The sequence below is a fragment of the Bifidobacterium sp. B4142 genome, assembly GCF_026537325.1.
GTDB lineage: Bacteria > Actinomycetota > Actinomycetes > Actinomycetales > Bifidobacteriaceae > Bombiscardovia.
In genome coordinates, this window is sequence record NZ_JAFNMJ010000001.1 from 551,470 (window position 1) to 569,684 (window position 18,215).

Annotated in this window: 36 protein-coding genes; 33 read left to right on the forward strand and 3 right to left on the reverse strand. The window is 61.3% G+C overall.

Annotated elements, in window-relative coordinates; translation table 11 throughout:
- Positions 1-12: 12 nt before the first annotated feature.
- The 19 genes from J3U06_RS02475 (at position 13) to J3U06_RS02565 (ending at position 7,255) form a co-directional block, all read left to right on the forward strand.
- Positions 13-222: a hypothetical protein gene (locus J3U06_RS02475; protein WP_267444203.1), complete on the forward strand. Its 210-nt coding sequence runs from the start codon at positions 13-15 to the stop codon at positions 220-222.
- Entirely contained in the window at positions 219-638 is a 420-nt protein-coding gene (locus tag J3U06_RS02480; RefSeq protein WP_267444204.1) for a hypothetical protein, read from the forward strand. Before J3U06_RS02475 ends, J3U06_RS02480 begins: the two co-directional genes overlap by 4 nt.
- On the forward strand, positions 631-918 hold the full coding sequence (locus J3U06_RS02485; protein WP_267444205.1) for a hypothetical protein: 288 nt from the start codon (positions 631-633) through the stop codon (positions 916-918). Before J3U06_RS02480 ends, J3U06_RS02485 begins: the two co-directional genes overlap by 8 nt.
- Complete coding sequence (locus J3U06_RS02490) at positions 911-1,315, forward strand: SLOG family protein (protein ID WP_267444206.1); 405 nt, start codon at positions 911-913, stop codon at positions 1,313-1,315. The genes J3U06_RS02485 and J3U06_RS02490 overlap by 8 nt, the downstream gene beginning before the upstream one ends.
- Complete coding sequence (locus J3U06_RS02495) at positions 1,308-1,796, forward strand: SAM-dependent methyltransferase (protein ID WP_267444207.1); 489 nt, start codon at positions 1,308-1,310, stop codon at positions 1,794-1,796. Before J3U06_RS02490 ends, J3U06_RS02495 begins: the two co-directional genes overlap by 8 nt.
- Complete coding sequence (locus tag J3U06_RS02500; RefSeq protein WP_267444208.1) at positions 1,783-2,208, forward strand: hypothetical protein; 426 nt, start codon at positions 1,783-1,785, stop codon at positions 2,206-2,208. The genes J3U06_RS02495 and J3U06_RS02500 overlap by 14 nt, the downstream gene beginning before the upstream one ends.
- Complete coding sequence (locus J3U06_RS02505) at positions 2,186-3,073, forward strand: hypothetical protein (protein WP_267444209.1); 888 nt, start codon at positions 2,186-2,188, stop codon at positions 3,071-3,073. The genes J3U06_RS02500 and J3U06_RS02505 overlap by 23 nt, the downstream gene beginning before the upstream one ends.
- A complete protein-coding gene (locus tag J3U06_RS02510) occupies positions 3,070-3,609 on the forward strand; it encodes a hypothetical protein (RefSeq protein ID WP_267444210.1) in 540 nt (179 codons plus the stop codon). Before J3U06_RS02505 ends, J3U06_RS02510 begins: the two co-directional genes overlap by 4 nt.
- Positions 3,610-3,988: 379 nt before the next feature.
- The gene (locus J3U06_RS02515; protein ID WP_267444211.1) at positions 3,989-4,525 is read left to right on the forward strand and encodes a hypothetical protein; all 537 of its coding nucleotides are present in this window, start codon (positions 3,989-3,991) and stop codon (positions 4,523-4,525) included.
- A complete protein-coding gene (locus J3U06_RS02520; protein ID WP_267444212.1) occupies positions 4,522-4,860 on the forward strand; it encodes a hypothetical protein in 339 nt (112 codons plus the stop codon). The genes J3U06_RS02515 and J3U06_RS02520 overlap by 4 nt, the downstream gene beginning before the upstream one ends.
- A complete protein-coding gene (locus J3U06_RS02525; protein ID WP_267444213.1) occupies positions 4,857-5,102 on the forward strand; it encodes a hypothetical protein in 246 nt (81 codons plus the stop codon). The genes J3U06_RS02520 and J3U06_RS02525 overlap by 4 nt, the downstream gene beginning before the upstream one ends.
- Complete coding sequence (locus J3U06_RS02530; RefSeq protein ID WP_267444214.1) at positions 5,099-5,296, forward strand: hypothetical protein; 198 nt, start codon at positions 5,099-5,101, stop codon at positions 5,294-5,296. The genes J3U06_RS02525 and J3U06_RS02530 overlap by 4 nt, the downstream gene beginning before the upstream one ends.
- Positions 5,293-5,523 carry a hypothetical protein gene (locus J3U06_RS02535; protein ID WP_267444215.1) on the forward strand — a complete coding sequence of 77 codons (231 nt, stop codon included), beginning with the start codon at positions 5,293-5,295 and terminating at the stop codon, positions 5,521-5,523. The genes J3U06_RS02530 and J3U06_RS02535 overlap by 4 nt, the downstream gene beginning before the upstream one ends.
- A complete protein-coding gene (locus tag J3U06_RS02540; RefSeq protein WP_267444216.1) occupies positions 5,520-5,681 on the forward strand; it encodes a hypothetical protein in 162 nt (53 codons plus the stop codon). The genes J3U06_RS02535 and J3U06_RS02540 overlap by 4 nt, the downstream gene beginning before the upstream one ends.
- Positions 5,678-5,884: a helix-turn-helix transcriptional regulator gene (locus tag J3U06_RS02545; RefSeq protein ID WP_267444217.1), complete on the forward strand. Its 207-nt coding sequence runs from the start codon at positions 5,678-5,680 to the stop codon at positions 5,882-5,884. The genes J3U06_RS02540 and J3U06_RS02545 overlap by 4 nt, the downstream gene beginning before the upstream one ends.
- Entirely contained in the window at positions 5,877-6,098 is a 222-nt protein-coding gene (locus J3U06_RS02550) for a hypothetical protein (protein ID WP_267444218.1), read from the forward strand. Before J3U06_RS02545 ends, J3U06_RS02550 begins: the two co-directional genes overlap by 8 nt.
- Positions 6,095-6,322 (forward strand): hypothetical protein, encoded by a 228-nt coding sequence (locus J3U06_RS02555; protein WP_267444219.1) that lies wholly within the window; start codon positions 6,095-6,097, stop codon positions 6,320-6,322. The genes J3U06_RS02550 and J3U06_RS02555 overlap by 4 nt, the downstream gene beginning before the upstream one ends.
- Positions 6,319-6,513 carry a hypothetical protein gene (locus J3U06_RS02560; protein WP_267444220.1) on the forward strand — a complete coding sequence of 65 codons (195 nt, stop codon included), beginning with the start codon at positions 6,319-6,321 and terminating at the stop codon, positions 6,511-6,513. Before J3U06_RS02555 ends, J3U06_RS02560 begins: the two co-directional genes overlap by 4 nt.
- On the forward strand, positions 6,503-7,255 hold the full coding sequence (locus J3U06_RS02565) for a hypothetical protein (protein ID WP_267444221.1): 753 nt from the start codon (positions 6,503-6,505) through the stop codon (positions 7,253-7,255). Before J3U06_RS02560 ends, J3U06_RS02565 begins: the two co-directional genes overlap by 11 nt.
- A gap of 79 nt (positions 7,256-7,334) precedes the next feature.
- Here J3U06_RS02565 and J3U06_RS02570 read toward each other — a convergent pair whose 3' ends face one another.
- The 3 genes from J3U06_RS02570 to J3U06_RS02580 all read right to left on the reverse strand — a co-directional run bounded on the left by J3U06_RS02570 (position 7,335) and on the right by J3U06_RS02580 (position 8,641).
- Entirely contained in the window at positions 7,335-8,177 is an 843-nt protein-coding gene (locus J3U06_RS02570; RefSeq protein WP_267444222.1) for a hypothetical protein, read from the reverse strand.
- A 120-nt stretch (positions 8,178-8,297) separates the two neighbouring features.
- Positions 8,298-8,492: a hypothetical protein gene (locus J3U06_RS02575; protein ID WP_267444223.1), complete on the reverse strand. Its 195-nt coding sequence runs from the start codon at positions 8,490-8,492 to the stop codon at positions 8,298-8,300.
- Positions 8,489-8,641, reverse strand: a complete 153-nt coding sequence (locus tag J3U06_RS02580) for a hypothetical protein (protein ID WP_267444224.1) — start codon at positions 8,639-8,641, stop codon at positions 8,489-8,491. Before J3U06_RS02580 ends, J3U06_RS02575 begins: the two co-directional genes overlap by 4 nt.
- Before the next feature lie 265 nt (positions 8,642-8,906).
- Here J3U06_RS02580 and J3U06_RS02585 point away from each other — a divergent pair, with 265 nt between their 5' ends.
- From J3U06_RS02585 to J3U06_RS02650, 14 genes are all read left to right on the forward strand, one after another.
- Positions 8,907-9,131, forward strand: a complete 225-nt coding sequence (locus J3U06_RS02585) for a hypothetical protein (protein WP_267444225.1) — start codon at positions 8,907-8,909, stop codon at positions 9,129-9,131.
- Positions 9,131-9,517, forward strand: coding sequence for an HNH endonuclease (locus J3U06_RS02590; RefSeq protein WP_267444226.1), 387 nt, complete (start codon positions 9,131-9,133; stop codon positions 9,515-9,517). The genes J3U06_RS02585 and J3U06_RS02590 overlap by 1 nt, the downstream gene beginning before the upstream one ends.
- Positions 9,518-9,676: 159 nt before the next feature.
- Positions 9,677-10,129, forward strand: a complete 453-nt coding sequence (locus J3U06_RS02595) for a phage terminase small subunit P27 family (RefSeq protein ID WP_267444227.1) — start codon at positions 9,677-9,679, stop codon at positions 10,127-10,129.
- Positions 10,083-11,870 (forward strand): terminase large subunit, encoded by a 1,788-nt coding sequence (locus J3U06_RS02600; protein ID WP_267444228.1) that lies wholly within the window; start codon positions 10,083-10,085, stop codon positions 11,868-11,870. The genes J3U06_RS02595 and J3U06_RS02600 overlap by 47 nt, the downstream gene beginning before the upstream one ends.
- Before the next feature lie 10 nt (positions 11,871-11,880).
- Positions 11,881-13,143, forward strand: a complete 1,263-nt coding sequence (locus tag J3U06_RS02605) for a phage portal protein (protein ID WP_267444229.1) — start codon at positions 11,881-11,883, stop codon at positions 13,141-13,143.
- 11 nt (positions 13,144-13,154) lie between these two features.
- Positions 13,155-13,913 carry an HK97 family phage prohead protease gene (locus J3U06_RS02610; RefSeq protein WP_267444230.1) on the forward strand — a complete coding sequence of 253 codons (759 nt, stop codon included), beginning with the start codon at positions 13,155-13,157 and terminating at the stop codon, positions 13,911-13,913.
- On the forward strand, positions 13,910-15,130 hold the full coding sequence (locus tag J3U06_RS02615; RefSeq protein WP_267444231.1) for a phage major capsid protein: 1,221 nt from the start codon (positions 13,910-13,912) through the stop codon (positions 15,128-15,130). The genes J3U06_RS02610 and J3U06_RS02615 overlap by 4 nt, the downstream gene beginning before the upstream one ends.
- 19 nt (positions 15,131-15,149) lie before the next feature.
- Positions 15,150-15,686: a hypothetical protein gene (locus J3U06_RS02620; RefSeq protein ID WP_267444232.1), complete on the forward strand. Its 537-nt coding sequence runs from the start codon at positions 15,150-15,152 to the stop codon at positions 15,684-15,686.
- Entirely contained in the window at positions 15,683-16,027 is a 345-nt protein-coding gene (locus tag J3U06_RS02625) for a hypothetical protein (protein ID WP_267444233.1), read from the forward strand. Before J3U06_RS02620 ends, J3U06_RS02625 begins: the two co-directional genes overlap by 4 nt.
- Complete coding sequence (locus J3U06_RS02630; protein WP_267444234.1) at positions 16,024-16,344, forward strand: hypothetical protein; 321 nt, start codon at positions 16,024-16,026, stop codon at positions 16,342-16,344. Before J3U06_RS02625 ends, J3U06_RS02630 begins: the two co-directional genes overlap by 4 nt.
- An 11-nt stretch (positions 16,345-16,355) precedes the next feature.
- Positions 16,356-16,751, forward strand: a complete 396-nt coding sequence (locus J3U06_RS02635; RefSeq protein ID WP_267444235.1) for a hypothetical protein — start codon at positions 16,356-16,358, stop codon at positions 16,749-16,751.
- A gap of 76 nt (positions 16,752-16,827) precedes the next feature.
- On the forward strand, positions 16,828-17,574 hold the full coding sequence (locus J3U06_RS02640; RefSeq protein WP_267444236.1) for a hypothetical protein: 747 nt from the start codon (positions 16,828-16,830) through the stop codon (positions 17,572-17,574).
- Positions 17,575-17,610: 36 nt separating this feature from the next.
- Positions 17,611-17,937: a hypothetical protein gene (locus tag J3U06_RS02645; RefSeq protein ID WP_267444237.1), complete on the forward strand. Its 327-nt coding sequence runs from the start codon at positions 17,611-17,613 to the stop codon at positions 17,935-17,937.
- Positions 17,938-18,062: 125 nt separating this feature from the next.
- Positions 18,063-18,215 carry a hypothetical protein gene (locus J3U06_RS02650; protein ID WP_267444238.1) on the forward strand — a complete coding sequence of 51 codons (153 nt, stop codon included), beginning with the start codon at positions 18,063-18,065 and terminating at the stop codon, positions 18,213-18,215.

The window sequence follows — 18,215 nt, forward strand, 5'->3', positions numbered from 1 at the left end:
CGAGGCGATCGCATGAGTGTGCGGATACGCAGGATCGATGACCACTCCGACAAGGGGTACATCCGGGTCGTGCTTGACACCCCGGCTAAGGCTGAGATCATGTGCAGCGCCCACTCGTCAATCGATCATGTGGACCTGTCCGGGTGTGACCGGGTGGCTGTGGACCATCTGATTGACGGCCTGCAAAGCTACCTGATCGCCAAGCAGGAGGAGCAGTCATGAGCCGGCTTGGAGAGGAGTTGTTCCGCGTGGCCATCGACGTGCCCAAGAGCATGCTGCTGAAAAGCAACGGAAGTCAGGGGCGTGTGAATGGGAACGCGGCACGATCCCGCGAGCTGAAGAAGCTCGGCTATGTCAAGGGCAGGAACATGCGCCTGCCCCACACGATCAGCGAGCCGATAGACATGCTGACCGTGGTCAGGTATCCGAAGCGGACGGCCAGGGCTGACGCGCCGAACCTGTACCCGACCGTCAAGCACCTGGAGGATGGGCTGGTCGCAGCCGGCGTGCTGGAGGACGACTCATACCAGTACGTGCATTCACACATTTTCAAGGTCGGGGAGCCGACCAATCGCAAAGAGACCTGGCAGGTGGTCATCACCGGACACCGGATAGACGAAAGGGAAGACCATGAGTAAGGAACACAAGGAGCTGACGCTGTGGAGGTCGTACATATTCGGTACTTGGCAGGCGGTCAGAGTCACCAAGGACGTGAGCTTGATCACTGACAAGTGGCCATTGAAAGGTGTCAGGCAGGCTCTCATGGGTGCATTGCTGTCTGATGATGCCTCGGATAAGGCCGTGTTCGCCATGCGCGACCATGTGACCGGCCTTAAGGACACCGACCTGGACACTCTGCAGACGGCTGCGGAGGTGGCCATCAAGGCCGCAGTCGAGGCGGTGACCCCGGATGAGTGATTTCAGGATCATCGTCACCGGTGGCCGCACCCGAAGCTCAGCTCAGGATTACATCCAGCTGCTGGATGCGTTTACCAGGGAGACTGATGCGAGATACCCGGGGATGCGGCAGCTACCTGTGACCATCGTCCAGGGCGGGTGTCCGGATGGCATGGACGACTGGGCTCGCGTGCTGGCAGAGGAGTGCGCCTGCAAGTGCGAGACCTTCCTTGCCGACTGGAAGAAGCATGGTCGTGCCGCTGGCCCTATCCGTAATCAGGCGATGGCTGACGCGGGTGCGGACCTGTGTCTGGCTTTTCCGAGCGCGGGCAGGAGCCTGGGCACGTGGGACATGATCCGCCGAGCCTGTGCTGCTGGCATCGAGACTCGCATCTACCCGGAGGCCGCTCATGAGTGAGCCTATGGTTTTGGATCCGGCTTCTGGCGGCCGGATGATGTACTTCGACAAGCAGGACCCTCGTGTGCTTTTCGGTGATATCCGTGACGAGTCTTGGGAGCTGTGCGACGGGCGTCGGTTCGATGTCCATCCTGACAGGCTCATGGATTATCGCCACCTGCCTTTCGCGGACGGGTCCTACCGTCTCGTGGTCTTCGACCCTCCCCATCTGGTGCATGGCGGAGACAAGAGCTACATGGTCAAAAAGTACGGCAGGCTGTCCGCCGACTGGCGGGACGGCTTGAAACAGGGTTTCTCCGAGTGCTTCCGTGTCCTGGAAGACGGCGGGGTGCTGATCTTTAAGTGGAACGAGACCCAGATACCAGTCAGCCAGATCCTCGCCTGCACAGACCGGAAGCCTCTGTTCGGCAACCGGCAGCCCAAGCAGACCGGCACGCACTGGATCGTATGGGTCAAGGAGCCGACTCATGACGTGGCTTGACCCGCCTGCCCTGGTGATCGCCCGTCAGCTGCGTGAGCCGGCCAGCAGACGCCGGTACACGCGCCGCCTGCACGAGCTTGATCCCGTGCACGGCGGGCACCGGTCCAGGGAGGACATGTACCTGCTGCATGAGACGCCACGCGAGCAGGCGACTCGAGGCAGGGTCAAGTTCAAAGATACGAGCCGACCCATCAAAGACCTGCGCGGTGAGACGTTCGGCATGCTCACTGTGATCGACTACTGGGGGCGTAAAGGCAGGAAGATCATGTGGACGTGCCGGTGCGACTGCGGGAAGGTCAAGACCATCATCGGCAGCAACCTCACCAGCGGAAGAACACGGTCCTGCGGATGCCAACGAGGACCGGGAAGCAAAAAGAAAGGAGGGAATCATGGTGTGGTTCAAGGTCGATGACCGGCTCCCGCTCAACCCGAAAATGGCAGGGGTGAGCATAGCCGCCGTTGGACTATGGGTTGAAGCAGGTGCTTGGGCAAGTGCTTCGCAAACTGACGGGCAAGTGCTTAAGCGTTTGCTTCGTGTGCTTCACCCTGATGCTTCGGAAAAACTCGCGGAAGAACTCGTCGCGGCGGGTCTGTGGGAAGATCAGGGCGACCACTGGCAGATTCACGACTTTCTGGATTACAACCCTCCACGGGAAGAAGTCGAGGCCAAGAAAGCCCGTCGTTCCAAGGCTGGGAAGCTCGGCGGCATCAAGTCGGGCAAGTCGAGGCGAAGCAAACGCGAAGCAAATGCTGAAGCAAATGCTAAAGCAAATGCTGAAGCAAAACATGAAGCAAAAACGAACCCCGTACCCGTACCCGTACCTTATATATCTACTAACGTAGATATATCCCCTAAACCCCCTTCGGGGGTTGAGAGCGACGAACGGCAGATCCGGGAACCATCATCGGAGCCCACCGTCGAGTTCACCCAGTTCTGGTCGCTCTACCCGAATCACGATTACGAGGATGCCGCAGTCCGCGAGTTCCGCAGGGTGCGCCGTAGGCGCGTAAGCCTGGTTGCTCTCCTTCAGGGGGCTCAGATGCTTCGTGACGAGCACAGGGATCCCAGGTACATTCCGGCAGCAGCCAAGTGGTTGCATGACGGCGGCTGGAAGAACAAACCCAGGCCGAGAGCGCCCGCGTCGTCGTCGGGCATGAGTCGTGCCCAGCAGAACGAGCAGGCGCAGATGGAGCAGACCAAGGCCTACGCGCAACGGGCTGAAGAGGCCCTGAGACGCGGGCAGGAGCTGACCGGCAGGAAGGAGCTGGCGGCATGAGAACCGAAGAGTATTGGAAAAGCCCGCAGGGTGCGGTCCTGGAACGGGATGCGCAGACGATCCTCGCAAGGATCGGGGCCTATCACGGGAACGCGGTGCCCAGCCCGCTTCAGGTGAGGGCGTTCGCTGAAGCACTCCGGCCCGACTACACGCTAACGGACGCTATTGACGCTGTGACTGCTTTCTACGCGGGCAACAACAAGGGCAGGTGGATGCAGGTGGGCGACGTGAACGCAGGCATCCGTGCCATCCGCAAGACCAGAATCCCGGAGAACGCGCTGATAGGCGAGCTCATGGACCGGGCGGGCATTGACTCGGATCATGCGATCACCTACCGGCGCAGGCTTATCAAGGCCATAGGCGAGGGCAGGAGTCTCGACCAGGCCCACGCCCTCGCGGTGGAGGCTTCACAGCGGCTGATCATCGAGGCACCCAAGCCGAAGCCCAAGCGCAGGCCCGTCCGGCATTTCATCGGCCACGGGCAGGCGAAAGCAGGAGACATGCGATTGGAAGACATGATCGGAGGAGCAGCATGAATTACAGAGGCGAGAAGTGGGTTTACGGGGGCGACAAAATCGTCTGCCCGTACTGCGGGGGTTGTGACCCATTTGAGTCGACGGATCTGCATGGTGATGGTCCCTACTCGCAGAAGTGCTCTCATTGCGGGCGAAAATTCGAGTACACGGTCGACTGGGATCCTTCGATCACTTCGTACCGGTACAGGGGCCGCACGGAGCAACAGTATGCCGATGTGTACCCCAGTAAATGCTCTATCTGCCGTGGGCCGCTTAAGCCCGACAAGTTTCACTCGAAATGCCCGCTATGCGACGCGGTGGTGTGCGACAAGTGCGAGCGGATGAAGAAGCCCTGCTGTGACGAGTACGCACGGTGGGCGAAAGAAACCAAGGAGGCAGCATGAGCGGGTTTAAAGGGCCCGATGATTGGTCCGAATGGCCGCCCGAAGAGCAGCGATCCGAGGACAGGTACGATCTCGGCATCCGCGATGGCTACGGCATACGTGAGATGTCCCTGGTCGAGGTGGATGGCGGCATCCGTCTCACCCTCAGCGAGGGACGCGACTTCGTCGGCAAGACCCTCAGCCCGGTCATGGCAAGGAGGATAGGCATATGGCTTCTCGACCACGCAGGGCACGAACCCAAGCAGGGGGAGGAAAGGGATGACGGGCGGATGTGCTGGATGGTGAGCTGCGATGCCGGGTCTTTGCAGATGCACAACAGCATCAGGGCGGCCCGCAGACTGGCCCAGTTCATCCTCGACAACACCGAAGGCGAGAAACAGGTTCCTGACGGCTGTTCGGACCCTGACCCTAGTCGGAGTGAGGGCGAGACGGGAAAACGTGAGGAAGGCCCCAAAGAAGAGCATATGGAGGCTATGAGGCGAGAAGCCGAACAACTGTTCAAGCAGTGGGAGAAGACAAGGAGGCTGCTATGAGCGACATTACAGGACAGATCAGCGACGGCTACCACACGTTCGACGAGCTGTACCGGTATCGGATGATCTACCACGCCTGGGCCGTCAGGGCATGGCAGCAGGCCGGCTACCCGGTCGTCAAGTCACGCCGGCATTCCGACGGTGAACCCTGCTTCGGGGGCGGATGGTTCATCGTCTCCGCGCGGCTGCCCACGGGCCAGGTGAGCAACCACTACGAGGACAAGTACTGGGGCCTGTTCGACTGCCCAGAGGTCGGCAAGGCCCCCGCTTGGGACGGGCACACGCCACAGCAGGCGGCGGACAGGATCGAAAACGCGCTGAAGGAGGAAGCATGAGTGACAGGATAATCCCCATGCACACCTTGGCCTGCGACTGGCCTGAATGCGAAGAGATTGCGCAGGATGACATATACAGCTGCTGGGAGAGCTACGACAGTGCCGTGATCATGTTCGCGGACCCAGACAATGGCGGCGAATGGCTGCACACGGACGACGGAAAGGACTACTGCCCGAAACACTGGCATCTAGACGACGAATACAACCGGTCCGTTGGGCCCGACCCGAAGGAGGAAGCATGAACTACGTCGGATACGTAATGAGCAAACTAATCGATCTGGCCGTGTTCCTGGCGCTGACGATACTGTTCCTCGTATTGGTGCAGATCACGCACAACGCGGGATGGAATATCGTCTCATACGGTCTCATCGGCATCGCAATCTGCCTCATCATCGGACTCGCGTGTGTTATATGCCAACTGTTGGACGAGCTATGAGCGCGACACGGAAGAACAAGGAGGCATGGGCGGCCCAATACAAGCTCACCGAAGCTGGGAAGAGGTTCTTCGAGGCCATTGAGCTTGTCAACGAAGCCAAGGTCCATTACGAGCATGTCGGCAGCACGTCCATGACGCATGAGTGTGGGGTGCTCCAAAGCCAATTCACTGCCCTCACTGAAGACCTCGGGGTCGCCAATCGTAAAGCACTTGAGGAGGAAGCATGACTCGCGCCACACGGCAGGCCAAGGCCCTGCAGGCGATCCGCGAGGGAGCAGACGATGAGCAGATACGCCGCCAATACGGTTACCCGCAGGCGGTCATCCAAGCCATGCGCACGACGATCGCCAAGGAAGCAGCACGCCAGGAAGGACCAGAATTTTGAACGACAAGAAACCCGAAGAACCGGCCATGATGACCGTCAAGGAAGTGGCTGCCGCGCTCCGTATCTCACCCCGCACGCTGGGTGAGTGGAGGCGCAGAGGCAAAGGTCCGAAAGCCATCAAGCTCGGGTATAACAAGTTTGTTTTCCCTGAAAAGGGAGTCCAGGAATGGTTGAAAGCCAAGGAGGACCAGAATTTTGAGTGAATTCGCGGAAAATATACTCACGTTAGTGGTCTTGGCGTTCATGATGCTCTTCGCGGGCATTCTGATCGATTGGGATCAAGAGAAGGACCACTCACAAGGGATCGTCAAATTTGCAATAAGGCGCTTGGCGTACGCAGTCCAGGCAGTCATCAGGACAATTACGCAGAAACCCAAAGCCATCCTCAAATGGGTGATCAGGGAAGGAAAACGATGAATATCAGCAGGCCAGCAGAGAACAGGCGAACCAAGACCGAATACCAGCATGTCGCCCCATGCGAGGACAGCCGAGCCGCAATCAGCCGAGCCATGTTCGGCTGGGAGGAAGACTACTACCAGCACTGGCTGTCCGAAGGACGGAACCTCGGCATCCTGATCAACGGGGTCAACGAGTTCTTCAAAGGCATCTCGGAAACAACCCGAAAGGAGCCCACACGATGAGCGAATGGCATGGAGCAGACATCCACGTCAGAAGAGACGGGGTGTCCATCAACGGCGTGGATTTGAGCAACTGCGTGGAGAACGGGTCGGTCAAGATACTCCCGCCCGTCAACGAGATGCCCGTCCCGAGACTCCAGCTGACCGTGTTTGCCGACAAGATCACCATCGAAAGGAGCGGCAGTGGCAAGTGAATGCCCGAACGACGGGGCTGCAATGGCTGACGGGGAGCGGATCTGCAAGGACTGCCAGCGGGTCCTCGCAGCCGACCTCGGCTACATGTGCGACCGGATGGACGACCTCTACCAGGTCGCCACCAGGCAGGCCAGGCCCGGACCCAAGCAACTCGCCAAAGGCAGCATCGGTCCACGAGCCACCAACCCCGACCCGCTCAGGGAGGACGCATGGGGATACTACCAGTACTTCCGCCAGTTCTACACCGCCCTCGTGCCGGCAGGAACACCCAGGCAGACCGGCAGGTCCCTGCTCCTGGAAGGCGTGCCCTCGCTCGCCCGCAACCGGTCCGCTCCGGCCATCCAAAAGCAGATGCGCCAGGCTGCGGACTCGGTCAAGCGCATCTTCGACTGGGAGTCTGAGAAGCGTCGCGGGGGCTGGTGCCAGGCATGCAGCGCCATCCTCTGGGTGCTCGACAAGTCCCAATACGCCATCTGCCCGCAATGCGGCCAATTGAACGACCTGGCGGAGACCCGGAAGACCCAGCGAGACTGGCTCATGGACTCCTACCAGGAAGGCACGTCAGGCGAGATAGCGCAACTGCTCACCCAATGCGGGTACAAGGTCAGCGCACGCACCATTCGGTACTGGGCGCAGAAAGGCTACATCAGCCGACAGGAAGGCAGCCAAGGGCTCGACGTGTACCGGGTCGGGGACATCATTGCCATGATCGAGAAAGACACACCAGCGAGCGCGGCTTGACATATCCGGCTTTGCCGCTACTATATGTTATAGTTGATTTTTAGTGTAAGGGTCGGGCAGAGATGTCCGGCCCTTGTCATTATCGAGGCTTTTTGAGTGAATTGACAGCTTTTGAGAGTTTGTCCTGAAGTGCCTCTAATCCCTCCCCGTTCTTTAGATATTCGATTCTTCTCATGTGTGCTATATCGAAGGGAGTTTTTTCGCTTGGTGTGCTAGTTATTAAAATTGTCGGCTTTTCCAATGCAGCTGCATAACCAACCTCATAGCAAACATTTGCATTTAAACCACTCATATCTGCGATTACGTATGCGGAATTCCGTATTAACTTATGAATCTCATCGGGAATGCTAGCTGGACCGTAGTTATCGTCAACACGCTTGGCTTGGAACCCTGATTCTTTGCATACGCGTCTAATTACTTCCAAAGTATCGTCAAAATCTTTAAAAGGCATCATAATCGCAATGCAATCATTATCTAATTCGTCAGCATGTGTGGAGAGGGTCTTCTTAGCTGATTTGACATCGACTGGTTGCTGATCCTCTTGCTTCAAGTTAAGAATCTCTCTTACTGTATTAAACAAATCAATATTCTTCACAGCCCAATGTGTACGCTTGTTCTCCCAACTACCGGAATCAATGCCGAACCGTAGCATATGTTGATAAAGAAGGCTTGCTGGGAATTCAGGGAACTGACTTGACTGAACAATCTCATTGCGATTATTAGGGTTTAGGTAGCCTACGTGGACCGGAGCGTCTGAAGCGCTATCAAATTCCTCGACTAAAAGCGTGGGTAGTTTATCAAGCTTAGGGAAATCTATCGCACCCTCTGTTGTTTTGAACTGTTCCTTTATTTTGGGGTCAGTATATTCAAGCATTCGATATAAACTAATGTCTTCAATTTTCCCACTAATGCTGATAATCAAGTTGTACATTTGCTTACCCTTTTAAGTATCATCTGTATACGGCTGAACCTATTGCCCGTATTCCACTTGCCCGGCCACGCCAAAACTTACTCTTCTTCGCATGGACGCGAGCCGGGCAACCTACGTTTTGCGCGGCCTGCCGCCGCCGACTCCTCGGCCAGGCCTGGCGGCGTTCCACGCGTCGATGGTCTTCTCGCTCCAACCCCGGGTCCTGCCTATCAGCACGTCCGGGTCGGGCAGGTGCAGGCCGCCCAGCGCCCCTGTGGTGATGCCGAGCCGCTGGGCCACCTGGGTGAACGACAGGTATGTTCTCACTGTCTGTCTCCCAGCAGTCCGGCAGCCAGACCGAACAGGCCGGCGGCGATGGCCATCAGGTAGCCGAAGCGACTCACCTGTGCGAGCGCGACCGTCAGGGCGGCGAAGGCGGCCGACAGCACGCCGAATGTGATGGATAGCTTCCTCATGATGCTCATGGAGCCTGTATGATGGATGGGACGGGGTTCCGGCCCCTATCGCTGGCCGGAACCCTGCTCTACTTTTTGCGGCTGTCGTGCCATGCCCGGTATGCGATGTAGGCGCTGAACGCCGAGACCAGGTTGCCGACCGCCGTCATGAAGAGCGTCGCCCAATCCTTGAACTCCATGGAATCACCTCCTTTCCGTTAACAATTACTACTATAGCACAGCTATTAAAGTATAGTAGTGCGACACGCCGAGAAAGGCTGGAATCATGCGGGGAAACAACATCAAGCACAACATGGCCAGACAACCCCAAGAGCGTAAACAGGCGGGCGACCTGCACGCCATCGCGCACCAGCTCACCCGAATAGCAGACACCATGCAAGGCCAAGGCATGCAGGTCACACGCGAGGACGCGCTCAAAGCATGGCCGCTACGCATGTACGAGGACGAATACCTCAACGCGTTGCAGACCCTCGGCATCGAGCTGCTCTGATGCCCACCAGGCCACAAGGACGCTGCACCAGGCAAGGCTGCACAGCCAAAGCCGTCAAGGACGGCAGATGCGCCGACCATCAAAGGCCGGCATGGAGCACGCCATCAGCCCACACCAGACGGACCGACCCCACCGCATGGAGACAGGCCAGGGCCCTCGCCCTCGACCGTGACCGACACCGGTGCGTCAGATGCGGCAAGCCGGCCACCGAAGTCGACCACATCTGGGAGATAGCCGACGGCGGCAGCCTCTACGACCTCGCCAACCTGCAAAGCCTGTGCCACGACTGTCACCACGCCAAGACCATCAGCAGTAGGCGCAAACGGCACGGGGCCGACCATGGTCCCGGATTAGCGGCAAGGATCTTCGACCAGCTCGACCAGTGACCACCCACAGGGGTAGGGGGTCTGAATCATGGACAAAGTCCACGGCCATCCGCGCCGCCGAAACTCGGATTTTCGCGTCTCAGGTTTTCGTTTTCGTTTTTAGCCTGTTTTGGCCTGATTGGAGGGATCATGGGCCGCAGAGGACCATCACCAACTCCGGTGAAGCTCAGATTGATCAATGGCAGGGGAGAGGACCGTGATTCGGGCGGACGGAAGGTCGGGCAGGCTCCTGAGTTTGCTCGCGAGCGGCCGAAGATGCCCTCCTACATGCCGAGCGCCGCTAAAAGCACCTGGAAGCAGGTGGTCGACGCTTTGGACCGGCTGGGGATACTCAAGAAGGTCGACGGCCCGAGCCTCGAGGCCTATTGCACGGCGGTCTGGCAGATGCGCGAGGCGGTCAAGGAGCTGCAGGCGAACGGTGGCCTTTCGGTGGTGACCGACAGCGGGGTGCCCAAGCCCCATCCTGCGGTGAGCGCGTTGAAGGCGGCCCGTTCCGACATCCATACGTTCGCCCGTGACTTCGGGCTGAACCCTGCGGCGGAAGGGGACATAGCGGGATTGGGTGATGATGATGGCGACCAGGAAGCGAACCCTTTCGCCATGCCTGCCTGACCCCTACAGGCTCTCCGATGACTTCGAGATGCCTTCGGATGACGACCTCCGGCGTTTGAAGCTGTCGCCGGAGGTCGCATGGTACATGCTCTCCCGTGGGATCAGCCTCCCCGAGCAGTGGCAGACCCCGAAGATCAAGACCGCCGAACCGCGCAACGAGGAGGGAGCCTACTTCGACCCTGTGCGGGTCGACCGGGTGCTCATGTCCTTCCACGTGCTCCGGCACACGCAAGGCAAATGGGCCGGCCGGCACTTGGACCCCGCGTCCTGGCAGATCGCATGGATCCTGGCCCCGGTGTTCGGCTGGGTGCGTGAGAATTCCGACGGGCAGACGGTGCGCATCATCCATGACCTGTATGTGGACGTGCCCAGGAAGAACGGCAAGTCCACCCTCTCGGGCGGGATCGCCGTGTACATGCTGGGGGCCGACGGGGAGGAGGGCGCTCAGGTGGTGTGCGCCGCGTCCACCGAGCATCAGGCTGGTTTTGTCTTCCAGCCGGTCAAGCAGCTGGTCGAAAAAACCCCGGCTTTGAAGGGCGTGATGAAAGCGCATCAGAAGCGCATCGTGCACATGGCTTCCGGCAGCTACATGGAGGTCATCAGCTCCGCCGCCGATGCGGCCCACGGCATGAACCTGCACTGTTTCATCTGCGACGAGCTGCACGTGTACAAGACCCCGGACCTGGTGCGCACCCTGGAGACGGGGCGAGGCTCGCGCACCCAGCCGCTGGGCGTGAGGATCACTACTCCTGATGCGGGCAAGTCAGGCACCATCTACGACGAGACCCGCCACTATGTGGAGCAGCTCGCCGCCGGAACCATCAAGGACCAGTCCTGGTACGGGGTCGTCTGGGGCGCTGACGAGGACGACGACCCTTTCGCGGTGGAAACGCAGATGAAAGCCAACCCCGGCTACGGAGTGTCCCCGTCCGCCGACTACCTGCAGGAGGCGGCAAGGAGGGCGAAGAACTCGCCCGCCGAACTGGCCAACTACCTTCGCCTCCACCTGGGCATCCGCACCAAGCAGGAGACCAGGTTTTTGACCTTGAAAGCCTGGGACCGCAACGCCGGCAAGGTCGACGAACAGGCACTCGCGGGCAGGGAATGCTATGGGGGGTGGGACCTGGGGTCCGTGTCCGACTTGACGGCATGGTGCCTGCTCTTCCCGGAGGGGGAGGGGTACGCCTGCCGGATGCGTTTCTGGTGCCCAGAGGCGGTGGTGGACGACCTGGACCGCAGGACCTCCGGCAATGCCAGCGTGTGGGTGCGTGACGGCTACCTGGTGCCCACGCCTGGCGACGTGACCGACTACTCGTACATCGAGCAGCAGATCCGCGCCGACCTGGAGGCTTATGAGATCCAGACCATCGGTTATGACCCGTGGAACGCCACCCAGGTGGTCAACGACCTGGAGGAGCAGGGCCTGTCCGTGGACCGTCTGACACCGGTCAGGCAGGGGTTCAAGACCTTGAGCCCGGTGCTCAAGGAGCTGCAGCGGCTTCTCCTGACCGGCTCCGAGGAGCATCCGCTCTTCCAGCACGGCGGCAACCCGGTCCTGCGGTGGAACGTGGACAACCTGGCCGTGAAAAGCGACGAGAACGGCAACGTGCAGCCGAACAAGCATGACTCCCGGGACAAGATCGACGGGGTGGCGGCTATCTGCGACGCGCTCTCCGAGGCCATGACCCGCAGGAAGAGCGTGAAACCCAACCCCTACGCCTCGCACGGGCTGTACGCATAAGGAGGACGGCATGATCTGGCCATTTGACCGGCATAAGCACGTCGAAAAGTCCGTCCAGGGCTTCCAGTCCGGCACCGTGCGGGGCAGGTGGTACGTGGTCGACCCCGGCATGCCCCTGTCGGCGAACACGGAGGCCATGAGCGTGTTCGCCACCCAGCCTTCCGTGCGCAAGACCGTGGAGTTCATCGCAAGGAACGCGGCCAGGATACCGATGAAGGTGTACCGGCGAGACGGGGACAACGACAGGCCCGTGGTCAGCACGGGACCCCTCTACGACCTGGTCAAATACCCCACCGTGTACCACGGGGCCTACCGGTTCTGGTTCGACGTGATCTGCGACATGCTCGTCTACGACCGGTTCGCCGTCAAGCTTCTGCCCTCCGCCACGTCCAGAAGCGGGTGGGAGCTGTACCGGCTGCCCGCCTACACCTGGCGGTTCACCTGGACCGGCTACGAGGACGTGCACGGCATCCAGCTGTCCACGGCGGACGCCGGCAGCACCACGATAGGCCTGGACGGCGTCCTGTGGGACAAGGGGTACGGCAGCGCCAATGGTGTCAGCCCCATGCAGACGCTCGGCCAGACGCTGCGCGAGTATGCGCAGTCGGTCAAATGGCGTCAGGCCATCTGGAGGAACGGGGCCCGCATCCCTGGCATCTTCGCCATGGACGCCGATATGGAGCCGTTGAAGCCCGAAGCGCAGAAACGCCTGGAAGAGGACATTTCGGACTATTTGGAGCATGGCGGCAAGGAGGGCCGTTCGCCGGTCCTGCAGGGCATCCACTGGGAGAAGGTCGAGGCGTTCAGCCCCAAGGACGCGCAGGAGGTCGAGGGGCGCACCCTCGCCGACATCGAGGTGGCGTCAGCCTACCATGTGCCGCCCGAGATGGTCGGGGCCAGGGAGGCCAACTATTCCTCCACCCAAGCGTTCCGCGACTCCCTGTACAAGGAGACCCTCGGGCCCATCTTCACGCAGCTGGAGCAGGCCTTCAACGCGCAGATCGTCCCCCTGGTGGCCGACGACCCGCGCGAATACGTGGAGTTCGACCTCAACGCGGCCCTGCGCGGCAGCTTCCAGGAGCAGGCCGAGATCCTGCAGAAGGCCGTCGGCGGACCCTACATGAGCATCAACGAAGGCCGCAAGGAGCTGGGACACCCCTCACTCGGACCCGAATACGACAAGATCCTCGACCTGCTGAACACGAGGCGGGGCGGCGGGACGCAGGCCGACCCGACCGATTCGGGGTCGCAGAACATCGGAGGCAGCGAATGAAACCGCACACCATGGAAAGAGCCGCCAGCGCCACATTGAAGAGCGTGGGCGACGAAGGCAGCCTCGGCAAGGGCCAGTTCACGGCCCTGGTGAGCGTCTTCGGCAACGTCGACAGCCTCGACGAGGTGGTCATGCCTGGCGCTTTCCGCGAGACCCTGGCCGCATGGCAGGCCAAAGGGGACCCCATACCCGTGGTCTGGTCCCACCAGTGGGGCGACCCGATGGCCCACATCGGCGAGGTGCTGGAAGCCAAGGAGACCACGCAGGGGCTCGAGGTGACCGCCCAGCTGGACATGAGCAACCCCACCGCCGTGCAGGTCTTCAAACTCCTCAAGGACCGCAGGGTCAAGGAATTCTCATACGCCGGCGAGGAGTCCGACTTCAACGTCGTGGACGGACCTGACGGCAGGACCATCATCCAGGTCGGCAAGGTCGACCTGATCGAACTCGGCCCATGCCTGAAGGGTGCCAACCCTGCGACCATGCTCCTCTCTACGAAGGCTGCCCCGCCCGGCATGGACGGCGCGGAGGAAGGGCCGGACAAGGAAGGGGCCGACGACCCCATCGAGAGCACGGAGCAAGAACAGCCTGATGAGGGGCTGCAGGAGCTGGTGCGCAGGACCGTACAGGAAGAACTTGCCTCCCGATCCGCTCAGGCGGGCGGGGAGCGGCAGGATGACGCGGAACAGGCCGCGAAAGCCTGCACAGTGCCCGAACTGACCGCCTGGGCAACGGGAAACGAGATCAACCTCATGGAAGGAACACTATGAGTCTCAAAGACCAACTCAAGGACGTCCTCGCCCAGGCCAACACGCTGGCGACGAAGGCGCAGGACGAGAAGCGCGACTTCACCGACGAGGAGAACACCACGATCCTCGACTTGAAGAAGAAGGCCGACGGCCTGCGTGAGCAGATCAGGAATGCCGACGAGGCCCAGGCCGCCTTCAAGGCGCTTGCCGGGCCCAAGGAGGAGGGGAAGGCCGCCTCGCCGGTCGAGCCCAAGCCGGAGACCGCCGCCAAGTCCTACGGCGAGGCGTTCGTCAGGTCCAAGGCGTACGAGGCCTTCAAAGCCGACCAGCCGCATGGCACGCCGGTGAACATCACCGCCCGCCAGTTGCATGTCAAGGCCGACACGGCACCCCTGTCCACCGCGCTGCCCGGTGCCATCGTCCCGCAGATGCTGCCCGGATACACTGACCTGACCTACCCGCAGCCCAACACTTTCCTCTCCCTGATCAGCATGGGCACCACCTCCAGCTCATACGTGCAGTACCGCCAGCTGGTAGCCGTCACCAACAACGCCGCCAAGGTCAAGGAAGGCGACCTGAAACCCCTGAGCACTTTGTCCACGAACGTGGCGGAGGCGCACGCTTTCACCCTCGCCGACGGCGTGAAGGTCACCAACCAGGAGCTGGCCGACGACGGGATCATCAGCTCCCTGATCGACACGGTCCTCACCCGCAACCTGGACTCCTACAAGGAGAACATGGTCCTCAACGGGACCGGCGGGTCCGACCAGCCCACCGGCATCCTGAACACGCCAGGCACCCTGTCCGTCGCCTACGACAAGGACATCGTGCACACCGTGTCCCACGCCATCACCCAGCTCCAGCAGCTGGTGCCCGGCATCAGCATCCAGGCCATCGTCCTGAACCCCGTCGACAACGAGGCGCTCAACCTCATGCAGGACAAGAACGACCGGTACCTGTCCAACGCGCCCTTCGCGACAGGACCCTTCACTTTGTTCGGCGTGCCCAGGATCACGTCCAGCATCGTCCCCCAGGGCAAGGCCCTGGTCGGCGACTTCCACTCGGTGCAGCTGCTGCGCAAGACCCCGCTGTCCATCCTCGCCTTCAACCAGAACGAGGACGACGCCCGGCACAACCTCACTTACGTGCGCGCCGAGGAGGAGGACATGCTCATGATCCGCGAACCCAAGCGGATCGCCGTGGCCACCATCGCCGGCACCACTCCTGCAGCCAAGTAGCCGGCAGAAGGAGGCAGGCATGAGCGATGGACAGGACCCGCAGGCCCCCTTGGCCTCGCCGGACGATCTGGCGCAGCGCCTCGGCTGCAAGCCCGACGACCCCAAGCTGGCGCTGTGCTTGCGGCTTGCCTCCGACCGGTTCACCGGCCAGTGCCGCAACCCCATCCGCAAGGCCACGGACACCATCACCCTGGACGGGACCGGGGGGAGGACCGTACGTCTCCCCGTCTACCCCGTCCAGGATGTGAAGGATGTCCAATGCCACGGCCGGACGGTCACCCCCGAATGGTCGGCGGATGGGCTGCTCCGCTTCCCCGACCCCGTGGAGGGGTGGAGGAGCATCAAGGCAACCTACACGCACGGGTACGACCCCATCCCCGGGGACGTGGCCGACGTGGTCCTGGAACAGGCTGCGGCCATCTACCAGGTCATGCCCGGGCTGGCCTCCTGGACCACCGGCGAGGAGTCCCGCACGTACAGCGTCGCCCAATCCGTGGGCACCAGCGCCGCATGGAGCGCAGCCATCGCCAAATACCGGATCGGAGGCATCCTATGACAGGCCTGCACGGGGATGCGATCACCATCATCCGCCGCACCATGGGCGAGCCGGACGTGGACGGCCAGCCGCAGGAGAACACCACGACCCGCACGGTGACGGGGTGCAGCGTGCAGCCCGTCACCCATGCTGGCGATGTGCTCTTCGAGCAGGACATCATCCTCGGCAGATGGCGGGTCATCGGCCCGCAGGGCATCATCCTCTCCGACCTGGTCGACGGGGACGACACCATCGAATGGGATGGGCACAACTACCGGCTGGCCAGCGCCGTACAGGAGTACACGCCGGCCGACGGGCTCGGCTCGCACAGCGAGCTGTACATGATGGAGGATCATCGATGAGCAGCGGAGCCAATGTAGATGAACAATGGCTTGAGAAAAACATCCTGGAAAGCCCGGCCGTGCGCCAAGGCCTGAACGACATCGCCGCCAGGCTCCTTCCCATCTGCCAGAGGCTCGCCTACCAGGAGGGCTGCGACGAGTTCGCGGACTCTTTGAGGATAGAGACGGGCACCAGGCCGGGCACCAAGTCGCCCACCGGCATCAAACGCCCCTACGCGAGGGTGATCGCCGGCAGCGAGCACGCCTCAGAGCAGGAGCACGGCTCCCTGCGTTACCCGCGGCATGACTTTTTCCGCCGCGCAGCATCGCAGCTTTGAGGAGGCCGACCATGAACCCTGTCAAATGGCCTCAGCACCTGCAGCTGGTCAACCAGTGGATCACCGACAAGACCAAATACCGCCCGTATACGGTCCTGCCCGATGCCAAGCATCTGAAAACGGCCTTGCCTCTGATCAAGACAAGCTTGAGCCCGTCCGGCTCGATGGGCCCGGTGGAACGCTCCGTGAGCGTGGACATCGACCTGCTCGCCAAGTCCTGGACTGGCATGAACCTGCTGATCCAGACCATGGACTCGTGCATGGCCTCCCTGGCCGGCAACGGCAACAAATACGGATACGTGGACGACATCTCAGGCAGCGCTTTTGCTGACGTGCCTTTCGGCGACCCGGCCATCCTGCGCTGCACCGCCACTTTCAGCCTCGTCATGAGGCCCATGAGCGGCTGAACCCAACTAAAACAATCCATTTTTCAGGCCACTCCGGATGGGGTGGCCTTTTGTGCATATGCAAAAGGAGCATCATATGACCGACAGCACCACCTCCAGCCTGTCCGACGGCACCAAGGACGAGGGGGCCAAGACCGGAACCCCGACGACCACTACTGCGCCTAACACCCCGACGACCCCTGCCGCGCCTGCACAGACGGCGACCATCGCCGACGTGCAGCAGTACATGCAGAACAATCCCGGCAACGTGCGCAAGCACGCCACGATGATCATCGCCATCGCCGACTATTCGACTCCAGCGCCGGAACAGTTCTTCGGTCCCGACGGGCTGCCACGCCAGCTGCCTGACGGGTACAAGCAGTTAGGCTACGTGACCACCAAGGGCGTGGTGGAAAAGCGCAGCGTCAAGACCGACGACACGACCATGCTGCAGGACCTTGAGCCTGTCCGCTCCGACTTGAGCTCCTCCACACGCCAGATCGACGTCACCTTCGGCGAGGCGAACGCTTACACGGAGGCTTTAAGGGCCGGACTGCCGGTCGCCTCATGGCCGGAAAGCAAGGACTCCAAGACCTGGTCCTACACGGAGCACGGGCTCAGCCAGCTGCCCCTTTACCGCATCTACCTGATCGCCCAGGACGGGGTGGGCGCAGACGCCGTCTACCGGGTGGAATTCGCCTACAAGGCGACCATCAGCGGCTTCGGCGACCGGACCCTGGACCGCGCCGACACCGAGGACCTCGGCTTCACCTTCGACGTTTTGACCGACGAGAGGACCGGCAAGCAGTACGACAAGGCCTCCAGCGCCAAAACCGCCGCCTGACCGCTAACCCACACAAAACATATCTAAGGAGCATCAATGTCCACACAGTATTCCCTCCACGCGATCCGTCAGAAGTACAAGGAGACCCACCACGGGGTCACCGACACGATCGACTTCACCGTCAAGGACGGCAAGGATGCGCGCGTCTACCACATCGAGCACCCACTGCTCCAGTCCAACAAGACCAAGGAGGCGGTCACCGCCGCCACCACCGACATCGACATGGTCAAGGCCGTGCTCGGCGACCAGTGGGATGACTTCATCAAGGACGACGGGCAGGTGTCCGACGTGATGCTGCTGCTCAACGAGATCAGCGAGCAGATGGAGGCCGCAACACCTGAAGGGGTCCCTACACGGCGCTAGACCTCCTCGACGCTGACGGCCACCCGGAGGAGCTGGAAGCCGCCCTGTGCGAGCAGTACAGCCCCCGTGACCCGATCGCGGAGTACTGGCGCGGAGACATCACCCTGAGAGCCCTCGCTGTCCTTGTGCGCGGGCTCAAACCCTTCAACCCGCTCTCCCTGGCCATCGCCAGGGACCAGCAGGAGAAGGACAAGCACCATCGGCCCGAAGACGACCTCGACGGGCAGACGAAAACAGAACTGGACGCCCTGGCGTCCCGCATCATCCCAGGAGGCTGA